This is a genomic window from Saccharopolyspora mangrovi, assembly GCF_035320975.1.
Taxonomy (GTDB): domain Bacteria; phylum Actinomycetota; class Actinomycetes; order Mycobacteriales; family Pseudonocardiaceae; genus Saccharopolyspora; species Saccharopolyspora mangrovi.
Genome location: NZ_JAWLNX010000019.1, coordinates 64,416 through 83,341, shown reverse-complemented (window position 1 = coordinate 83,341; position 18,926 = coordinate 64,416). Strand labels below are relative to the sequence as shown.

General features: G+C 66.8%; 14 protein-coding genes. 9 read left to right on the top strand and 5 right to left on the bottom strand.

The features are described from left to right. Nucleotides 1-152 precede the first annotated feature (152 nt). Genes R4I43_RS24305 through R4I43_RS24295 form a run of 3 tightly spaced genes read left to right on the top strand, consistent with a single transcriptional unit; the run spans nucleotide 153 to nucleotide 3,155 of the window. Nucleotides 153-1,706, top strand: coding sequence for a class I adenylate-forming enzyme family protein (locus R4I43_RS24305; protein ID WP_324268006.1), 1,554 nt, complete (start codon nucleotides 153-155; stop codon nucleotides 1,704-1,706). Next, nucleotides 1,693-2,100 carry an acyl-CoA thioesterase gene (locus R4I43_RS24300; protein ID WP_324268005.1) on the top strand — a complete coding sequence of 136 codons (408 nt, stop codon included), beginning with the start codon at nucleotides 1,693-1,695 and terminating at the stop codon, nucleotides 2,098-2,100. The genes R4I43_RS24305 and R4I43_RS24300 overlap by 14 nt, the downstream gene beginning before the upstream one ends. Next, nucleotides 2,097-3,155, top strand: a complete 1,059-nt coding sequence (locus R4I43_RS24295; RefSeq protein WP_324268004.1) for an NAD(P)H-dependent flavin oxidoreductase — start codon at nucleotides 2,097-2,099, stop codon at nucleotides 3,153-3,155. Before R4I43_RS24300 ends, R4I43_RS24295 begins: the two co-directional genes overlap by 4 nt. 165 nt (nucleotides 3,156-3,320) lie before the next feature. Here R4I43_RS24295 and R4I43_RS24290 read toward each other — a convergent pair whose 3' ends face one another. Together R4I43_RS24290 and R4I43_RS24285 are read right to left on the bottom strand one after the other, a co-directional pair. Continuing rightward, the gene (locus tag R4I43_RS24290) at nucleotides 3,321-6,116 is read right to left on the bottom strand and encodes an FAD-binding and (Fe-S)-binding domain-containing protein (protein ID WP_324268045.1); all 2,796 of its coding nucleotides are present in this window, start codon (nucleotides 6,114-6,116) and stop codon (nucleotides 3,321-3,323) included. A 206-nt stretch (nucleotides 6,117-6,322) separates the two neighbouring features. Next, nucleotides 6,323-6,688 (bottom strand): hypothetical protein, encoded by a 366-nt coding sequence (locus R4I43_RS24285; protein WP_324268003.1) that lies wholly within the window; start codon nucleotides 6,686-6,688, stop codon nucleotides 6,323-6,325. 430 nt (nucleotides 6,689-7,118) lie between these two features. Between R4I43_RS24285 and R4I43_RS24280 the strand changes: the two genes are divergently transcribed. Both R4I43_RS24280 and R4I43_RS24275 read left to right on the top strand, forming a co-directional pair. Next, entirely contained in the window at nucleotides 7,119-8,369 is a 1,251-nt protein-coding gene (locus tag R4I43_RS24280; protein WP_324268002.1) for an MFS transporter, read from the top strand. Nucleotides 8,370-8,425: 56 nt separating this feature from the next. Then, nucleotides 8,426-10,759, top strand: a complete 2,334-nt coding sequence (locus tag R4I43_RS24275; RefSeq protein ID WP_324268001.1) for a molybdopterin-dependent oxidoreductase — start codon at nucleotides 8,426-8,428, stop codon at nucleotides 10,757-10,759. 23 nt (nucleotides 10,760-10,782) lie between these two features. On the opposite strand, the gene R4I43_RS24270 is transcribed toward R4I43_RS24275, so the two are convergent. Together R4I43_RS24270 and R4I43_RS24265 are read right to left on the bottom strand one after the other, a co-directional pair. Next, nucleotides 10,783-11,283, bottom strand: a complete 501-nt coding sequence (locus tag R4I43_RS24270; protein WP_324268000.1) for a MaoC/PaaZ C-terminal domain-containing protein — start codon at nucleotides 11,281-11,283, stop codon at nucleotides 10,783-10,785. 60 nt (nucleotides 11,284-11,343) lie between these two features. Further along, nucleotides 11,344-12,231: a nitrilase-related carbon-nitrogen hydrolase gene (locus R4I43_RS24265; protein ID WP_324267999.1), complete on the bottom strand. Its 888-nt coding sequence runs from the start codon at nucleotides 12,229-12,231 to the stop codon at nucleotides 11,344-11,346. A 427-nt stretch (nucleotides 12,232-12,658) separates the two neighbouring features. On the opposite strand from R4I43_RS24265, the gene R4I43_RS24260 reads away from it, so the two are divergent. The 3 genes from R4I43_RS24260 (at nucleotide 12,659) to R4I43_RS24250 (ending at nucleotide 16,772) form a co-directional block, all read left to right on the top strand. Next, nucleotides 12,659-13,885, top strand: a complete 1,227-nt coding sequence (locus R4I43_RS24260) for an NAD(P)/FAD-dependent oxidoreductase (protein ID WP_324267998.1) — start codon at nucleotides 12,659-12,661, stop codon at nucleotides 13,883-13,885. 180 nt (nucleotides 13,886-14,065) lie between these two features. Beyond that, nucleotides 14,066-15,091, top strand: coding sequence for an alcohol dehydrogenase catalytic domain-containing protein (locus tag R4I43_RS24255; protein ID WP_324267997.1), 1,026 nt, complete (start codon nucleotides 14,066-14,068; stop codon nucleotides 15,089-15,091). Between the two features lie 313 nt (nucleotides 15,092-15,404). Beyond that, nucleotides 15,405-16,772 carry an MFS transporter gene (locus R4I43_RS24250; protein WP_324267996.1) on the top strand — a complete coding sequence of 456 codons (1,368 nt, stop codon included), beginning with the start codon at nucleotides 15,405-15,407 and terminating at the stop codon, nucleotides 16,770-16,772. A gap of 122 nt (nucleotides 16,773-16,894) precedes the next feature. Here R4I43_RS24250 and R4I43_RS24245 read toward each other — a convergent pair whose 3' ends face one another. After that, nucleotides 16,895-17,740: an LLM class F420-dependent oxidoreductase gene (locus R4I43_RS24245; RefSeq protein ID WP_324267995.1), complete on the bottom strand. Its 846-nt coding sequence runs from the start codon at nucleotides 17,738-17,740 to the stop codon at nucleotides 16,895-16,897. A gap of 638 nt (nucleotides 17,741-18,378) precedes the next feature. Here R4I43_RS24245 and R4I43_RS24240 point away from each other — a divergent pair. After that, a complete protein-coding gene (locus tag R4I43_RS24240) occupies nucleotides 18,379-18,810 on the top strand; it encodes a YybH family protein (RefSeq protein WP_324267994.1) in 432 nt (143 codons plus the stop codon). Nucleotides 18,811-18,926 lie beyond the last annotated feature (116 nt).

Genomic DNA, 18,926 nt, shown 5'->3' with positions numbered 1-18,926 from the left:
GAAGTGGAGGGGCGAATGACAATCCTGAGCGCACTCGCCGGGACCGCACACGGGTGGGCTGCCGATGACGGCCGCTCCGGTGCGCTGCGAAACACCATGCAGACCAGGCTCGTCGGCGATATGGCCGTGGTGATCACAACGCGGGTTGTGGCATGAGTTCCGCGGTGGGACAGCCTTCGTTCCTGGATGAGATCCGCGCCCATGCGGAGCGGAGGCCGACGGCACCGGCTATTCGGGGCCGTTCGGGATGCCTCAGCTATCAGGAGTTGGTCGAACGAATCGGCGCCCGTGCGCGGGAACTGCGCCGCAGCGGGATCCGCGAGGGGAATCGAGTCGCGATCATCGCCGACAACTCTCCGGATTACCTGCTCAGCGCCTTCGCGATCTGGGAGGCGGGTGGAGTGCTCGTCACCGTCTACCCCTCGTCGGGGGAGTCCGATCTCGCTCATTGCCTCGACAGCAGCACGCCGACGCTCGTCCTTACCGAACCACGGTTGATCGAGACAGTGTCTGCCGTGGTCACGGGCCGAGGGCGGGTCGCCGATATCAACCAGCCGCTGACCGCTGAGCCGGCATGTCCGCGCGTGGCAGACACAACGGTCGCACCGGACGATCTCGCCCTGATCTGCTACACCTCCGGCAGCACGAACCGCCCGAAGGCGGTCATGCACCGCCACCGGGGGCTTCTCGCCGCCGCGCACGAGTTCGGTCGGGTCTGGCGCGTCAGTTCCCAAGATCGGACGATCGTCTCGTTGCCGATGGCGTGGGCGTTCGGACTGGTCACCACGTCGATGACCACACTGCTCGCCGGAGGAGAGGTGCTGCCCTTCGCGCGGACGAGACCCGAGCAGATCGTCGATGCGATCAGCAACGAGCGCGCTACTTTCCTCGCCGGTGTCACGACCATGTTCGCCAAACTCGTCGCGCACCTGCGCGAGCTCGACGAGGAACGGGACTTCTCGAGCCTCCGGTTCTGCGTGTCCGGTGGCGAGCCGCGCAATGAGCACCTGTTCGACGAGTGGCGTGCCCGCACCGGCCGCCAAGTGCACGACAACCTCGCGTCGTCCGAGTGCTTCCCCGTGATCACCAGCGATCCGGTGGAAGGTTCTCCACCACCCCGCGGATCGTCCGGCAAGGTCGTCCCGGGTGCCGCGATGCGTGTTGTGGCTCCTGACGGATCCGACGTCCGACCAGGTGACAAGGGAGAGGCCCTCTGGCGAGCACCGGCGACGTTCGCCGGCTACTGGCGCGACGCCGAGGCGACAGCAGCAGCGCTGACGGCCGACGGTTGGTACCGGACTCAGGACCTGGTCCGGGTCGACCAGGACGGTTACGTCTACGTCGAGGGACGCCTCTCGGACATGATCATCCGGGGCGGGAGCAACGTCTCTCCTGGCGAGGTCGAGAGCGTTCTGTCCGAGCATCCTGCGGTTGCAGAGGTTGCCGTCGTGGGCCCGCCCGACTCGGTCTACGGTCAGGCCGTCACCGCAGTCATCGTGCCCGCCGACGGCCTCGCGGCGGAACCGGCCGAGCTCGACCGGTTCTGCAGCTCGCGACTGGCCGGGTACAAGGTGCCCAGCGCATTCCTCCTCGTCGACGGCTTGCCGCAGAACTCCACGGGAAAGATCGACCGCCGCCGGGTTTTGACCGATCTGCAAGAGCAGGGGGTTGGCCTCGCATCGAGCAGAGGTGATGAGAGTGCATAGCCACCGCGTCCGGTACCACGAGGTCGATCTGCAGGGCTACCTGTTCAACGCCCGGTATCTCGAAATCGCCGATGTGGCCATGGCCGAGTACTTCCGGAGTCTCGGGTGGACCTACCAGGAGCTGAACCGCGCCGGAATGGATCCCTCGGTCGTTTCGGCGAATCTCCGATTCGCCTCACCGGCACGCTTCGACGACGTACTCGACGTCGTGGCCAGGTGCAACCGTGTCGGCAACAGCAGTTTTGACCTCGAGTTCACGATCAGCAGCGGCAGTCGGGAGATCGCAACCGCTGAACTGGCCTACGTCAACGTCGACGCCGCACAAGCGCGTGCGCGACCCATCCCGCCGAGCGTTCGAACGGCGATGACCGACGAGCAGGGAGAACGACCATGATTCGCACGACCTTCACCCAGGAACTGGGCATCACCCATCCGATCGCTTCGGCCGGCATGGCGCGCGTCGCCCAGGCTGATCTGACGGCCGCGGTCAGCGAGGCCGGTGGTCTCGGCTGCCTCGGGGGCTCCACGATGATGCCGGACGAACTGCACCGGCAGATCGAGTCGATCAAGGCGCGCACCAGCAATCCGTGGGCGGTGAACATCCTCCTGCCGGAGTCACTGACCACCGAGGACGATTCGGCGTGGGTACCGGTGCGTGAGGCGCTCGGCCGCATGTCGCCCGAGGACCAGGCCAAGATGGACGGCATCAAGGCGTTCCTCACCCCTGGCGTCGTGTCGCGCCAGGTCGAGATCATCCTCGAGGCCAGGCCGGCCGCGGTTGTCGTGACCTTCGGGACTCCGAAGTGGTTCATCGACGAGTGCAGGCAGCGGGGCATCACGACGATGGCTCTGGTCGGGTCCATCGGTGCGGCTCGGCGGGCGGACGAGGATGGCGTCGACATCCTGGTGGCTCAGGGAACCGAGGGTGGTGGGCACACCGGTAGGGCCTCCACGCTGACGCTCGTGCCGGGTGTCGTCGACATCGTCGACAAGCCGGTGTTGGCTGCCGGCGGTATCGCGGATGGCCGCGGCTTGGCCGCAGCACTGGCGGTGGGCGCGGTCGGTGCGTGGGTCGGCACCCGTTTCGTCGCCACCCCCGAGGCGTTCGGGCACCAACGTTTCAAGGAGAGGGTCGTGAACGGAGCGTTGAACCAGGTCGACATCTCGAAGGCCTACTCGGGCAAGACCATGCGAGGGTTCCGCAACGAGTGGACTCGGGAGTGGGAGAGCAAACAGGATCAGGCGGCGCCGTTCCCACTGCAGTACGCGGTTGCCGGGCCGCTGGTGGAGACCGGATACATCGACGGCGATACCGAGCGCGGAATGATGCCCGCCGGCCAGTCGGTGCAGAACATCCACGACATTCGCCCCGCCGGTGATGTAGTCCGCGAGATGAGTGCCGAAGCGGAGCGGATCGTGAAGAACCTCGGCGCGTCATTCGCTCCCTGACGCGCGGAATCCGACGTGCCGCCGGTCAGGTTCCGCCGAAGTGGAACGGAACCGGCGGCACGTCGGTATTTCTGGACCGGGGATTCCCGGGTTGGTGCTGACGCCCACCGCATGCCCTGGTTTCGCTCCTGAAGCACCCGGAGCACCACATGACCACATCGGTGCTCATCCGTTGTCGCGCAGTGCGCGGACGGCGACCTGGGCGAGGTGGACGGGTTCTCGTTCGCCGGCTTGGCGGACTTGAGTGCGGCAGGAGTAGCCGTCGGCGAGGAGGTCGACCGCGGGCTCGGCTTGCCGGATCGCGGGCAGTAGTGCGCGTTCGGCGCAGGCCATGGAGACGTCGTAGTGGCCTTCTTCGAAGCCGAAGTTGCCCGCCAGGCCGCAGCATCCGGAGTCGAGAACGGTCGCGGTCACGCCGAGCGCGTCGAGCACTGCCCGGTCGGGTTCGCTGCCGAGTTCGGCGTGCTGGTGGCAGTGCACCTGCACGAGCACTTCCTGAGCCGAGTCGCCCGCGGCGGCTGTGAGTTCTTCGGTGTGCCGGGCGAGCAGTTCGGCGAACGTGAACACCTGCGTGGCCAGGAGCTCGACCCGCGGATCGTCCGGGAGCAGTTCCGCGGCGTCGGAACGCAGCGCGGCGGTGCAGGAGGGTTCCAGGCCGACGACCGGGACGCCGTCGTCCAGCGCCGGGCCGATCGCGTTCAGGCTCCGGGCCAGGACTTTGCGGGCGGTGGTGACCTGGCCGGTGGAGGTCCAGGTGAGGCCGCAGCAGACGGTGCGCGGCGGTGTCTGGACGCGATAGCCGAGCGCGGTGAGCACGGCGACGGCGTCTGCGGCGATGTCCGGGTCGAAGTGGTTGGTGAAGGTGTCGGTCCACAGCACCAGCGGGCCTCGGCTTCCGGGCTCGATGGCCAGGTCCGGCACGGGAGAGGACCGCGGTCCGCGTGCGGCGCGGGAGGTGTAGGTCTCGCGGGCCAGCGGTGGGATCGCACGACGCTGGTCGATTCCACCGGCCTTCTTCGCGACCCGGGCCAGCGCGGGGACCTGCGCGAGCCGGTTGAGCGCGTCGACGAGCGGTGCCGGAAGCGTGGCGGCGGCGCGCAGCCAGCGCGGGAGCGCGCCCATCGAGTAGTGCGAGCGCGGGCGGATCTTGCCCTGGTAGCGCTGGGCGAGGAACTCGGTCTTGTAGGCGGCCATGTCGACCCCGACCGGGCAGTCGGACTTGCAGCCCTTGCAGGACAGGCACAGGTCCAGCGACTCGGCGACCTCGTCGGACTGCCACCCGTCGGTGATGACCTCACCGTTGGCCATCTCGAACAGCAGCCGGGCACGTCCTCGGGTGGAGTGCTTCTCCTCCTGGGTGACATTCCAGCTCGGGCACATCACGCCGCTGCCGGTGTCCACCGCGCACTTGCCCACGCCCAGGCAACGGCGGGTGGCGCGGGTGAAGGAGCCCTGGTCGTGGGTGAAGGCGAGTTGTGGCTGTTCGGAGATGATCGGCATGCCGACGAACACGCGCAGGTTCTCGTCCATCGTCGCCGGCCGGACGATGCGGCCGGGGTTCATCCTGTTGTCGGGGTCCCAGATCGCCTTGAACCGCTCGAAGCCGTCGATGATCTGCGGCGGGTACATCCGGGGCAGCAGCTCGGCGCGGGCTTGGCCGTCGCCGTGCTCGCCGGACAGCGACCCGCCGTGGGCGATGACGAGATCGGCCGCGTCGGTCATGAACGCCCGGAAGTTCGCGATGCCCGGGGTGGTGGCCAGGTCGAAGTCGATGCGCACGTGCAGGCAGCCGTCGCCGAAGTGACCGTAGTAGATGCCCTTGCGGCCGTGCCGGGCCAGGACCTCGTCGAACTCGCGCAGGTAGGCGCCGAAGCGCTCCGGCGGGACTGCCGCGTCCTCCCAGCCCGGCCAGGCCTCGCCGCCATCGGGCGAGCGGGTGAGCAGTCCCGCGCCCTCCTCGCGGACCCGCCACAGCGCGGCCATCTGGGCCGGTTCGGAGACGACCACCGCACCGGTGGTGTAGGGCTTCATCGCGGTGGCCACGGCGTGCGCGGCGGCCTCGGCCGCGGCGCGGCTCTCGCCACCGGTTTCGACGTAGAGCCAGCCGTTGCCCTCCGGCAGCATGCGACTGGTGGTCTCGTGGGGCCGCAACGCGCGCAGCGCGGCGATCAAGCCGGCGTCCATGCCCTCTATCGTGAGCGGGGACTGCTCACGCACGACCATGACGTGATCGGCCGCGGTGTAGGCGTCGGGGAAACCGAGGATCGCCAGCGCCCGCGCGGGCGGCGATTCGACCAGGTCCACGGTCGCTTCCAAGATCGTCGCGCACGTGCCTTCGGTGCCGACCAGCGCTTTCGCCAGGTTCACGTTCCCGGGGACCAACTGGTCGAGGTTGTACCCGGACACCCTGCGGGTCAGCTCCGGCACGTGACGCTCGATTTCCGGGGCCATCCGCTGTCCCAGGGCCCGGAGCTGGTCCGGGATCGTGCCCTGCTCGTCACCGCGCGGACCGAGCGTGAGCCGTTCTCCCCGGTAGGTGAGCACCTCGAGCGAACGAACGTTGTCGACCGTCTTGCCCCAGGCCACCGAGTGCGACCCGCACGCGTTGTTGCCGATCATCCCACCGATCGTGCAGCGGTTGTGCGTCGAAGGATCCGGCCCGAACGTCAACCCGTGCGGCGTGCCCGCGTCGCGAACCGCATCGCACACCACCCCCGGCTGCACCCGCGCGGACCGACCGTCCGGATCGACCTCCACGATCGCGTTCATGTGCGTGCGCAGGTCGAACGCGACCGCGGTGTTGACCGCCTGACCCGCGATCGAGGTCCGCGAGCCCACCGGCATCACCGGCACGTCGTGCTCGCGGCACACCGCCATCGCCGCCTCGACCTCGCCCGCGTCCCGCGGCGCGACCACACCGATCGGGACTCCCCGGTAGTTCGACGCGTCCGCCGACCACATGGCGCGACTGGCCGCGTCGAACCGGACCTCGCCACCGATCGCCGCCCGCAGGTCGCCCTCCAGAGCGCGAACTGCCCCGGTAGGCAGACCAGCGCTGTTTGTGCTCACTTCGACTCCTCGTACATCGGCGCCACATGCCGGTTTGTGTGCTGGACTCTCGGCGAAAGCGGACGAAGCTCCGTCCGCAAAGTACGGGCGTGGTGAGGTCAGCTCTCGGTCTCCTCCAACTCACGCCAGTTCACCGGCGTGATCGCGAGGAAGAGCCGGCTGCCGGCGGTCCCGCCGTAGCGGACGGTCGCATCCCGAGGGATGGTGATGGCCTGGCCGGGTTCGGCCACGACGACGGAGTCCGTGCCGCGCACCGTGATGACGGCCTTTCCCTCGGCGACGAAGACGACCTCTTCGTACTTGAGGGTCCACCAGTCCGTCGAGCTTTCCTCGGCGAAGGTCATGAGGCTCGGCCCGAGCTGCTTCAGCCCACTTTCTCGCGCGCCGTAGTCGAGCAGGGCAGGCCCGATCTCCGCAGTGCGTGATTGGTCGAAGGCAATGGTCTGGACGGTTGCGACGGCCATGTTGGGGGCTCCTTCGCGGAATCGCAGCGGTTCAGGCACGTGGCTCGTGACGGCACCGCCTGTGCGCGGCCACGAGCCGGACCCGACGCTAGAACGAGCACGGCAACCGCGGAATAGGAGGAATGCAGGACGGACGCGGCTTCGCTGTGGCCATTCCAACGAGCGACTGCGCGGAGCGCCGGTGTGCGGCCAGGACTCAGTACTGCGTCGTGGAATTGTGATGCCGGTGCGCCCCTTGCCGACTCCGGGCGCGGGCAATCGTGGAGAATACCGAATCCGGTAGCCGGATGGTGAACATCCCAGTGCCGCCATCGAGATCCCGGGGCAACGATACGTCCAATCGCGAAGCGAACTGCACTACCTGTGTGCGGGCTGACAGCGGAGCTGCCCGGTCCTTCTTGACCACGAGACGCACCGAAGGTGGTATCTCATGGCACTGTCCCAACAAAGCCGGACCACAACAGCCACGCGTGACGTGCGGCGGTGGCTCGTCATCGGGACCGTCGTACTTCTGGCATTCGGCTATGGACTGCAGATGTACGCGATGGTCCCAGCTTTCGGCCCCATCGCCGAGGAGTACGGTCTCGATCTGACCCGGATCAGCCTGCTCGTGTCCGCGTTCTTCCTCGGCTACGCGATCGCCCACATTCCTGCGGGGTTCGCGGCGGCGGCCTTCGGCTACAAACTCGTCGCGGTCGTCGGATCCGGAATGCTCGCCGCGTCATCCTTGATGAGTTCGGTCGCCGACGGGTTCACGTGGTTTCTGCTCTCACGGCTGATCGGCGGGATGTCGATGTCCATCATCGTGGGCAGTGCCCTGCCGCTTGCGGCCGCATGGGCGAAGAAGGGACAGGCCAAGCTCGTCGTGGGCGGTTTCGTGAACGGGTTCGGGTTCACAGCCGGGGCTGCGGTCGGCCTGTACACCTGGGTCGCGCTGCTCGAGGCTTTCGGGTGGCGCCCGGCGGTCGGTATTGCCGCAGGAGTCGGGGTCGTGGTCACAGTGGTGGCTGTGGGCGCACTCCGCGTTCCCGCGGACCTGCCCGAGCTGGACGGTGGCCACTTCTCCTGGCGCGGGACGCTCGCCTGCCTGCGTTCCCGGTCGATCTGGGCGATCGGGGTCGGCAGCGTTTCCGCCTACGGAATCCTGTTCACGGTTTCACAGCTGGGACCTGAGTACGCCGAAGCCGAGCTCGGTTTCTCCACCTCGTCGGCGGGGCTGTTGTCGGCGACCCTGCTCTTCCTGGGAATCCCGGGTTCGGTCGTCGGCGGGGTGTGGGGCGATCGGAGCCCGCGCTTCCTGCCGACGTTGTGGATCCCGGGTGCCGTCATGGTCGTCCTGCTCGCTGCGCTCCCCTTCGCTGGAGGGGTGTCGATCTGGTTCGTCCTCGCCGGGATCGGGCTCGTCGGGTCGATGTACTTCGCACCTTGCACGGTCTCGCCGAGCGAGTACCCGGATGAGGTGCCGGTGCAAGATTTCGGTACCGCTCTGGGACTGATCCTCACTCTCGGCAATGCGGGCGCGATCGCCTTCCCGTACATCTACGCGGTCACGGCGGAGAGCGCGGGGAAGTCCGCGGGCTGGTGGACCTTGACGGCCATCGCCGGGCTGGCGACGACGATGTTCCTCCTTGCGCGCGAGCCTCGACGTAACGACCGATCAGCTGCGGAGGCCGGAAGGTGAGCGCCTCGGGCGAGCCCGAGCACCAGGCCCGTGCGGAACAGGGGAGCGGAGGGCAGATGCCACGCCGCATCCACCTGACGCACTTCGGGGTGCTGGAGGCGGTCACCACCGGGAGTGCTGTGCACTCGGTCACGGCGTGGCGGAAGGACCCGGACCCGCGCGGCATCATTCACAACTTGGCATCGAGTCAGCACCACCCGGCCCGAGTGACGCGCCCGGCGGTCCGGAGGGGTTGGCTCGAGGGCGGACCCGGCCCGGGTGACCGAGGCGAGGAGTCGTTCGTCGAAATCGGGTGGGACGAGGCGATCGAGCTGGTCGCCGCCGAACTGGAACGGGTGTACTCGACCAAGGGCTCTGAAGGGGTTTTCGGAGGTTCGTACGGGTGGTCGAGCGCGGGGCGTTTCCACCACGGGCAGAGTCAGCTGCACCGCTTCTTGAACACCCTTGGTGGATACGTCTCCGGGCTCGGTGACTACAGCTATGGCGCTTCGAGTGTGTTGCTGCAACACGTCGTCGGCCGGGCCGAGGATCTGATGACTGAAGCCACGACCTGGGAATCGGTCGCGGATCACACGGAGCTGTTCGTGGCGTTCGGGGGTGTTTCGGAGAAGAATTCGGCGGTCGGGCCGGGAGGCGTGGGCCGGCACACGACCCGTGAGGCGATCACGCGGGCTAGGCGGCGTGGTTGCGAGTTCGTGAGCATCTCGCCGATCGCGGATGACACCTTCGCCGAGGCGGGTGCGCAGTGGATCTCCCCGCGTCCCGGGTCGGACACGGCTCTGATGCTGGCGCTGGCGCACGTCCTGGAGCGTGAAAATCTCGTTGACCGCGAGTTTCTCCGCACTCACTGCGTGGGATACTCGGTCTTCGCGCGGTATGTGCGCGGGGACGCCGACGGGTTGCCGAAATCGCCGGAGTGGGCCGCAGGAATGTGCGAGACGACGGCGGACACGATCGTCGTTCTCGCGCGGCGCATGGCCCGATCGCGGACGCTGATCAACGTGAGCTGGTCACTGCAGCGCCAGCAGTACGGCGAGCAAACCGTGTGGGCTGGGTTGACCCTCGCTGCCATGTTGGGGCAGATCGGACTGCCAGGCGGCGGTTTCCAGCACGGCTACGGATCGACCTTCGATGTCGGTCTGCCACGCCGGGTCGCCAGCCCGCCTGCGCTTCCCCAGGGGAAGAACCCCGAGCCGAGCGCGATTCCAGTCGCGCGGATCGCGGATGCGCTGCTGCACCCGGGAAGCGAGATCGACTACAACGGTACGACGGTGCGTCTGCCGGATATCGACCTGATCTACTGGGTCGGTGGCAACCCCTTCCACCACCACCAGGATCTCGCTCGGCTTCGCCAGGCGTTCCGCAAGCCGTCGACGGTGATCGTGCACGAGCAGTTCTGGACGAGTACCGCCAGGCATGCCGACGTCGTCCTCCCGGCGACGATGAGCATCGAACGCGATGATTTCGGCGCCGGCCGCAACGACCCGGATTTCTTCCCGATGCCGGCGCTGACTCGTCCCGCGGGATCCGCGCGGGACGATTATGCGATCTTCTGCGCCCTGGCCGAGCGTCTGGGGGTGGGGGAGTCCTTCAGCGAGGGACGCAGCGTGCCGCAGTGGCTGGAGCACCTCTACACCGGCTGGCGGGGTCGGCTCGGCGAACTGGGTTGCGCAGTGCCACCGTTCGAGGAGTTCTGGACTCGCGAGCGCATCGCGATCCCGGTCCCGGACCCAGATCAGGTCCTGCTGTCGGCATTCCGCGAGGATCCTGCGGCTCACCCGGTGAAGACTCCTTCCGGCCGGATCGAGATCTTCAGCGAGACCATCGCTTCGTTCGGTTACGACGACTGTCCGGGGCACCCGGTGTGGCGCCGTCCGCAGGAGTGGCCCGAGGCCGATGAGCAACACCCGCTCTTGCTGATCTCCAATCAGCCGCGGACCAGGCTGCACAGCCAGCTCGACGTCGGAGAGACCAGCGTTCGCAGCAAGATCGGCGGCCGGGAGCCTGCCCGCCTGCACCCAGCCGACGCCGAGGCACGCGGTCTCGAGGCCGGTGACATCATCCGGATCGTCAACGCACGCGGGTCGTGCCTGGCCGGTCTGATCATCACCGACAACGTGCGTCGCGGCATCGTGCAGCTCTCCACAGGTGCGTGGTACGACCCCGACCCCGTCGACCCGTCCTTCTGCCGCCACGGCAACCCCAACGTCCTCACCCCGGACGTCCCGTCCTCCCGCCTGTCGCAGGCGACGACGGCGCAGCACGCTGCGGTGGACGTGGAGAAGTGGACCGGGCCCGTGCCGGAGCTCGTGGTCGACAAACGCCCGGAGTTCGTACCGGACTCCGGCGCGCGGGCCGACCGTGCACACGGCAGTGGGGCTCGTCGGTGACACCGTCGAGCCCCACTGCCCCTTCAACGAGGGGTGTTCTCCGCGGGGGAGCGGCTGGAGAGGACGAGCCAGAATCCGCTCTGGCAGACGACGTCGTCCTGGTTCACGATCTCCACGCGGGTGGTGACGACCCCACGGTCGGATTTGCTGCGCGACGGGCGCACCTCGGTCACCTCTTCACGCACGCGGATCGTGTCGCCGATCCGCACTGGTGCGAGCATCTCCCACTCGCGGATGCCGAGGAAGGCGAGTACGGTGCCCATCTTCCAACCGAGGGTCATCTCCAGTCCGAACGCCACTGCCAGGGCTCCTGGCCCTTGGAAGATCCGGCCACCGAACTGGGTGCGCTTCGAGTACTCCTCGTCGAAATGGAGCGGGTGGGTGTCCCAGGACCACGAGCCATAGGTGACCAGGTCCGTTTCGGTGATGGTGCGCCCGCGCGTCACCCAGGTCATGCCCACTTCGAGATCGTCGAGGTAGAGCGCTCCGTGGGGGCGTTCGGACTGGTCAACGCGTGCGGTCATGTCGACCTTTCTGAGCGTGTGTCATCCACAAGGCGGTTTCAGGCGGTCATGGCCTCCGGCCTAGGGCATGAGGCCGGCGTAGAGATCAGGCCGCTGCAGCTTCAGGCCGGGCGCCTCGGGCTCGTCACGGGAGGCCATCAGGAGATCGTGGTCGAGCGCGGTGATCACGAGGTCCTCTCCGGTTTCGGCTCCGAGAGCCAAGATCCCGTCGTTGATTCCCATCGTGCGGTCGACCGGAGTGGAAACCAGTGCCCGGCCGACCGCGTGCATTGGCGCATCGGCGGGCAGGCCGGAGTGGCCGACGAGCGGGGACATCACGACGTAGAGCTGGTTCTCGATGGCGCGTGCCTGACAGCCGGTGCGCACTCGGTGCACGCCCCGACGGTTCCACGTGAGCGACGGGCACAGGATCAGGTCGACTCCGTTGCGCACCAGGTACCGGGAGAGCTCCGGGAACTGGATGTCGGCACAGATCAGCAGACCGGCGGTGAACGGCCCGATCTGCGTGATCAACAACTGGTCGCCGCCCCGAGTGCCCAGTGAGTGCTCCTGCGGGGTGAGGTGCATCTTGTCCTGTTGCTCCACTCGGCCGTCCGGGTGGACGAGGTAGGCCGTGTTGCGCAGGGTCCCGTCATCGGCTCGCCTGTTGTGGCTGCCGCCCAGCACGGTGATTCCGTGGTTGTGGGCCGACGCGATAGTGGAATCGACGATGTCATCGATGTACCGGGGGAGAACGTCCCAGTAGTCGGAGACGATGGACTGGGTCGTCACCGTGTGGTCGGTGATCGAACCGAGCAGCCCGGTACTCGACATTTCGGGGAAGACGACCAACTCCGCCCCCTCCGCGGCAGCCCGCTCGACGAGCGCGTCGACGTGCTCGACGTAGGTGTCGAGGCTCGTTTCCGCTCGCAGCTCGAGCTGAGCGGTGGCGACTGTCAGTTCAGCCATGCGTGCACATCCTTCCGTCGGCGGTGTTCACGAGCCCTCACCGACGATGTGAACGTATGCGTGTTGGCGACGGCCGAACTATCCGCGAAAAGCCAGCGGATTGAACGTGTCGCTGTAATTCGTCCAACTCGATCGTCCGCCGCAGTCCTCATCGGCGGGGCGGGCCCGCTGGCGGAGGCCGCCTATTGGCATGGTTCCGAGCGGGATGTCGCGGAGCTGTAGACATTCACACTGACGTCTCCCTGAGGCGGGCGCCTAACGTCGGAACGGGGAACGGCAAATCTTCCCTCGGGCGCCGTCCTGGTCACGAGAGCACTGCGGATGTGAGCCCTTCCCCGAGCACATCATCGTCGCCGCTGGGAGGTCCGGCGTGACGCGGGACGTCACCCGGTACGAGTCCGGCGCTTCTGCGGAGGTAGGCCAAGGAATGATTCTGGACAAGGCGGACGTCGTTGTGGTCGGCGGAGGAATCGTGGGCGTGACGACCGCCTACTTCCTGGCTCGCAAGGGTCACGACGTCGTGCTGGTCGAGCAGAACGAACTCGCCCACGGCGCGTCGGGGCGGAACATGGGTTTCCTCTCGATGCACAACCGGAACGCCGGGTACTCGCTGGAGCTCTCCCGAGCAGGTCGTGCCCTCTACGACGAGTTCTCCGCGGACCTGGGGCCATCGTTCGAGTACCAGAGCAACGGCGCGATGATCTACTTCGTCACCGACGACCAGCGGCGGGTGTACTCCGAGTTCGTCGAAGCGCGCCGGGCGATCGGAATGGAGATGGAACTGCTCGACGCGCAGGCCGCGCGCGAGGCTGCTCCTGTGCTCGGGCCGAACGTTCTCGGAGCGGTCTACTGCCCGGAGGACGGCCAGATCCGGACTCCCAAGTTCGTCCGCGCCGTCGCCCAGGCCGCCAGGCGCTCCGGCGTCCGCGTCTACGAGCACAACGCGGCCCTCGGGCTGCTGCGTGACGGGGACCGGACCGTCGGCGTGCGCACCGTTGCCGGGGACATCTCTTCGGACCAGGTCGTGTGGTGCACCGGATCGTGGGCGACGATGCTGGCCGCTGACGGGGTGGGGGTTCCCATCGTCAAGCAGCGACTCGGAGCGGTCATGTTCGGCAAGATCGAGGAACGGCTCGACAAGATCCTCAACGGGCCCTTGGCTGCGAAGAACTACGCGTGCATCCGGGAGCTGCCGAGTTACCGCGACGAGTACTTCACGTCCTCCTACGAAGACCCCGACGGCGGCGTCGAGCACCTTGAGTCGATCTGCCGAACTGAGGACGGGAACCTGTTCATCGGGTGTCCGATGGATCGGGTCGACCTGGTCGAGCACCGAATCTCCACCATCGGACTGCACCTCGCCATCGGCGCTTTGCTCGAGACGTTTCCGCAGTACCGGGAATTGCCCGTGGAAGGAGCCTGGACCGGTGTTCTGCCGGGGACCGCTGACTCGCTGCCGATCGTTGACCGCGTTCCGCAGGTTCCAGGACTGATTCTGGCCGCGGGCCATTCCTACGGCAACGTGACGGGGCCGATCACCGGCAAGCTCGTGTCCGAGCTGGCTTCTGGTGAGGACACCTCACTGTCGATCAAGGAACTTGCCTACGATCGGCCGGGTCTGGCGATCGACGACGGAGGCATCAACCGGTGGTGAGATCCGTCGCCCCGACTGCGATGTGCGGTCCCCTCCACTCATGCGTACCGGTGGGGCGATGCGGTATGGGAACTTTGCCCGTGCGCATACCAAGATTCGTGAGTATCACAATCGCGCTCGGGTTTGCTTCTACCTACGTTGCTACCGATATCGCGGCATAGCGACGAAGAGGAGCGAGACATGACCGGCAGGACGATGCGCGCGTGGCCGCTCGAGCGGTTCGGTGATTCGGATGTGCTCGCCGAGCGCGTCGTTGACGTGCCGACGCCCGACCGGCACGGGGTACTCGTCCAGGTCGCGGCCTGCGGCGTGTGCGGTCAGGACGTCATGCGGCGCGCCGGCAAGGCCGACAGGCTGCTCGGGGCGATCATGGGACACGAGATTGCCGGGACGGTCGTGTGTGTCGGCGATGACGTGACGCGCTTCGTGGCGGGGGACCGGGTGGCGTGCATGCAGCGCCGTGCGTGTCGCAGCTGTCCCGCCTGTCTTCGAGGAGAAGAAGTTCTGTGCGAGACCGGTGTGCTCTACGGCGAGACGCTCGATGGCGGATATGCCGAGTACTGCGTCATCGATGAACTGAGCTTGGCCAGAATCCCGGATAACGTTGGCTTCGCAGCTGCGGCGATTGCGGCCTGCGCTGTCGGCACGGGCTACCACGCGCTGCGTCTTGGGAAGGCCCAGGCCGGGCAGCGGGTGCTGATCACCGGCGCCGGCGGTGGTGTTGGGATCCATGCCGCGCAACTCGCTCGCGGCATGGGCGCCGAGGTCGTCGCCGTGACATCGACGCCTGCGAAGGTCGATCTGCTCAAGGGCTACGCCGACGAGGTCCTGGTTTTGGAGGAGGGGCGATTCGCACAGCAGGTGCGGGAGCAGCGCCTCCAGCCCGACGTGGTCCTCGACCTGTCCGCTCGGTACACGCTTCCGGAGAGCCTCCGGGCGGTCCGGCGCGGCGGCACGGTGGTGATCGTCGGAAACCTGGATAGTGGACCGGTCGAAGTTCTGCCCGGCGCGTTCATCATCCGCGAGATCCACCTCGTCGGTTCGAAAGCGTGCAGCCTGCTGGAGCTGGAGGACTGCTTGCGCTTCATCGAGCGCGGCGTCGTCGCACCGGTGATCCACGACATCATGCCGCTCCGGCAGGCGGCGGCAGCGCACGAGCGGTTCGCCGCACGTACTGCTCCCGGTCGCATCGTCCTGCGCCCCTGAGGTTGTGCCGAAGCCCGGGCCTCCGGGTCGGCCGAACCCTCCTGTGGCGACGGCATCGCAGAACTTCTTTCCGCGTAATCGGAATGGAATGATTGCGGTCGCGTCTTCATGGCGGTCTAAAGTTTTCCTCGGTGTGCTGCTGAATTTGTCACAATATGGGCTCTTGTGGTTGTTCATCTCCTGATGTGATCCGCCCTTCCGCGGGCCTAGAGTGCTTGCAATTCGCCGAATAACCGTCGGCGCTCTTGAAGCCCGCCTCGTTGTGCATCCGTACTATTCGGCGACTGAACCGTTCCGCAACAGGAGGTGTCGGATGGCATCGTTCCCAGCCGGTCAGAAAACAGCAGGCAATGAGGAGGAAACACCGCAGTCATCGCTGCGTCGGGCGGTCGCGGCCTCGGCGATCGGCAATGCCACGGAATGGTTCGACTACGGCGTCTACGCTTACCTCACTACCGAGATCACGACGAATTTCTTCCCAGGTGAATTCGGCACGCTCGGGACTCTGCTGGGGCTTGCGGTTTCGTTCGTCCTGCGCCCGTTGGGCGGGATCGTGTGGGGTCCGCTGGGGGATCGCATCGGCAGGCAGAAGGTGCTGGCGATGACCATCATCCTGATGGGTCTGGCCACCTTCCTCATCGGTGTTCTTCCTACGTTCGAAAGCGTCGGGGTCTACGCGCCCATGCTGTTGATCGCTCTTCGTGTGGTGCAGGGCTTCTCGACCGGCGGCGAGTACGGTGGGGCCGCCACCTTCATGGCCGAGTACGCCCCGGACCGCCAGCGTGGGTTCTGGGGGAGCTTCCTCGAATTCGGCACGTGGGCTGGAATCACCCTCGCGGTTGTGGCGGTCTACGGACTGGAGGCCTTGATCGGCGAAACCGCCATGGAAGCGTGGGGATGGCGCGTCCCGTTCATGCTGGCGCTGCCACTCGCGCTGATCGGCTTTTACATCCGAACCAAGCTCGAGGACACCCCGGTGTTTCGCGACCTAGCGCAGACCGGGAAGTCCGAGGCCGCCGCGACCAGCGCGCTCAAACAGGTGCTCACCCAGTACTGGAAGCCGAGTCTGGCACTGTTCGGCCTGGCCATCGCCCTGAACGTCACCAACTACACGTTGATGACCTACATGCCGACCTACCTGCAGAGCACGATCGGCATGGACTCGGCCAGCACCAACACGCTCGCGATCGTCGGCCAGGTCGTCGCGATGGTCTTCATTCCGCTCGCCGGTTCGTTGTCAGACCGGATCGGCCGCAAGCCCTGTTGGTGGATCTCACTGGTCGGTGTCTTCGTGTTGGCCATCCCGATGTACCTGTTGATGGCGCAGGGCCTGGTCTGGGCGATCGTCGGATTCACGGTGCTCGGGCTGATCTACGTGCTGCAGCTGGGCACGATCTCGGCGACGTTCCCCGCGATGTTCCCAGCGCACGTGAGATATGCGGGTATGGCCGTGGCGTACAACCTGGCAGCCTCGGGATTCGGCGGTACTGCGCCACTCATCAACGAATCGCTGATCCAGGTCACCGGCGATCCACTGGTCCCCGCCTACTACATGATGGGTTCCTGCCTGATCGGCATGATCGCGCTGCGCTTCGTGATCGAGACCAAGGGCGTGTCGATCAAGGGACGTGAGATCCCCGGCTCAGCCGAACAACGAGCCGCCTCTGCCGCGAGGAGCTAATTCCCCGAGCCACGAACGGAGCAAGATTCGGACTCGTGGCGCCGTCCACCGCGTGTCTGGGCGTCGTGTCACGACTCCCAGACACGACGGCGGTTCCTCGGCGTCCACGGCGGTCGTGGGGGTCATCGCGCAGATTCGATCTGATGGGCTAGCCGGTCGAGTTCCCGGGTGACCTCCGACGCATCGCCGTCGGGAAGCTGGAAGAGGCACCGATCGACCCCGGCTGCGGCGTATCGCTCGGGCATGCCGTCCTCGGTTGACGCGTCGAACAGGCTGATCGGAACTCGCGCTCGTCCAGCGTCAGCCGCGCGTTGCTGGAGCTTGTCCACGCGAGCGGCGAAGACGTCCACCTCTTCCGGCGTGACGCACTCCGCCATCCATCCGTCGCCGAAGGCCAAGACGCGGTCCTCCACGGTCGGCCCCATCCCACCCACGAGTACCGGGAGCGGTGATTGCAGGGGTTTCGGGTAGGACCAGACCGGGTCGAAATCCACGAACTTTCCGTGGTACTCGCTGTCTTCGGCCGTCCAGAGCTCTCGCATGGCCTCAACGCGCTCGCGCATGAGCGCCATCCGCGTTCGCGGATCTGTGCCGTGGTTGATCATCTCCTCGCGGTTCCAGCCGGCTCCCACTCCGAACAGGAACCGGCCGCCGCTGAGACGGTCCACACTGGCCACTTCCTTGGCGGTCGTGATCGGGTCCCGCTGCACGACCAGGCAAATCCCGGTTCCGATCTTCAGCGTGGTCGTCGCTGCCGCGGCCGCGGTGCAAGCCACGAACGGGTCGTAGGTGTGCACGTACATCTTTGGCAGATCACCGCCGAGGGGGTAGGAGGATTGCCTGCTGGCGGGAATGTGAGTGTGCTCGCTGAAGAGCAGGGCTTCGAAGCCGCGCTCTTCTGCGGCGGCGGCCAGGGCATCCGGACCCATGCCGTAGTCCGTGGGGAAATAGCACACGCCGAACTCCATCGGCTACCTCCTCGGTGTGTGGCGTGTTCGGTCCGCAACCGCGCACGCCTGGTGAGTGTCGAGTTCCTCGCGCCCGGTGATCGCGCTGACTGGTCGATCGGGCCTCCTGTGCCTCGCCGTGGCAAAACGGGCCCCGTTCACCGTGCGGCTCCGTTGACGTGCTCAGAGCGCCGATGATTCTCGCCAGCACAGCCAGGTTTGGCGGGCGTTCTGCGAACACTGTTGCGCCGGTGGTCATGCACCGCCATCGGTTCATGCCCAAGTCGGGGCAGCGTCGGTCGTGGGCGTTCCAATCGACCCCATCGCCGTTCGGTGGGGTCGTTGGGGGCTTTGGTGATTCAGCCCCGGTGCGGGGTCTGGTGATGTGACCGCGGTCGTGGTGGCCAGGCGCTGTCCTCCACTGACCATCAGATGTCCGCATGCGCCGAAGCGATTGCCCGGAGTCTGGTCGAAGGTGGAGAGGAGCCGCGGTGAGCGAGTCGCCGCGGCCGCAGCATGCGGCCCTGGCCCCGGACTTCACCTAACCGCGCAACCCTGCGGCGAGGGCGTCCACGTGGGCGACCAGGCCGACCAGCAAGAGGAACCAGCCACGGCATGCGCACCGAAGCAGGCGTGCGGCATGCACGAAAGGAACTGTCATGGGCGTCAACAAGGACGAAATCAGCAAGACCATCATCGAGCTGGAGAAGTCCTTCAACGAGCGGTTCAGCGTTGGCGACAGCCGCGGTTACCTCGACAACTACGCCGAGGAACTGAGCTACTTCGATCCCGTCCTCGAGGACCTGCTGGCAGGCAGGGACGCGGTCGTCGCGCACATCGATGCCATCTACTCGAACCCGCACATCGTGCGCAGCGAGTACCTCAACCCCGTCGTGCACGTCAGCGACAGCGGGGACTTCGCGCTCCTGGCCTACAACCTGAACACCTACGTGCTCGACGACAACGGCGACGAACAGCAGCTGCGTGCCTGGAACGCCACCGAGGCGTACCGACTGATCGACAGTGAGTGGCGCATCGTCCACTCCAACTGGGCGTTCGCCCAGACCGCGACAGGCACGATCGCCTCTTGACCAGCAGCATCGGAGGCGGCCCGTTCCTGGGGGCCGGAGATGTGCAGGGGCACGGTGAACGCCGTCACCGTGCCCCTGCACCCAGGTGAGGGTGGTGTGGCGGAGCTAGTGGGTGC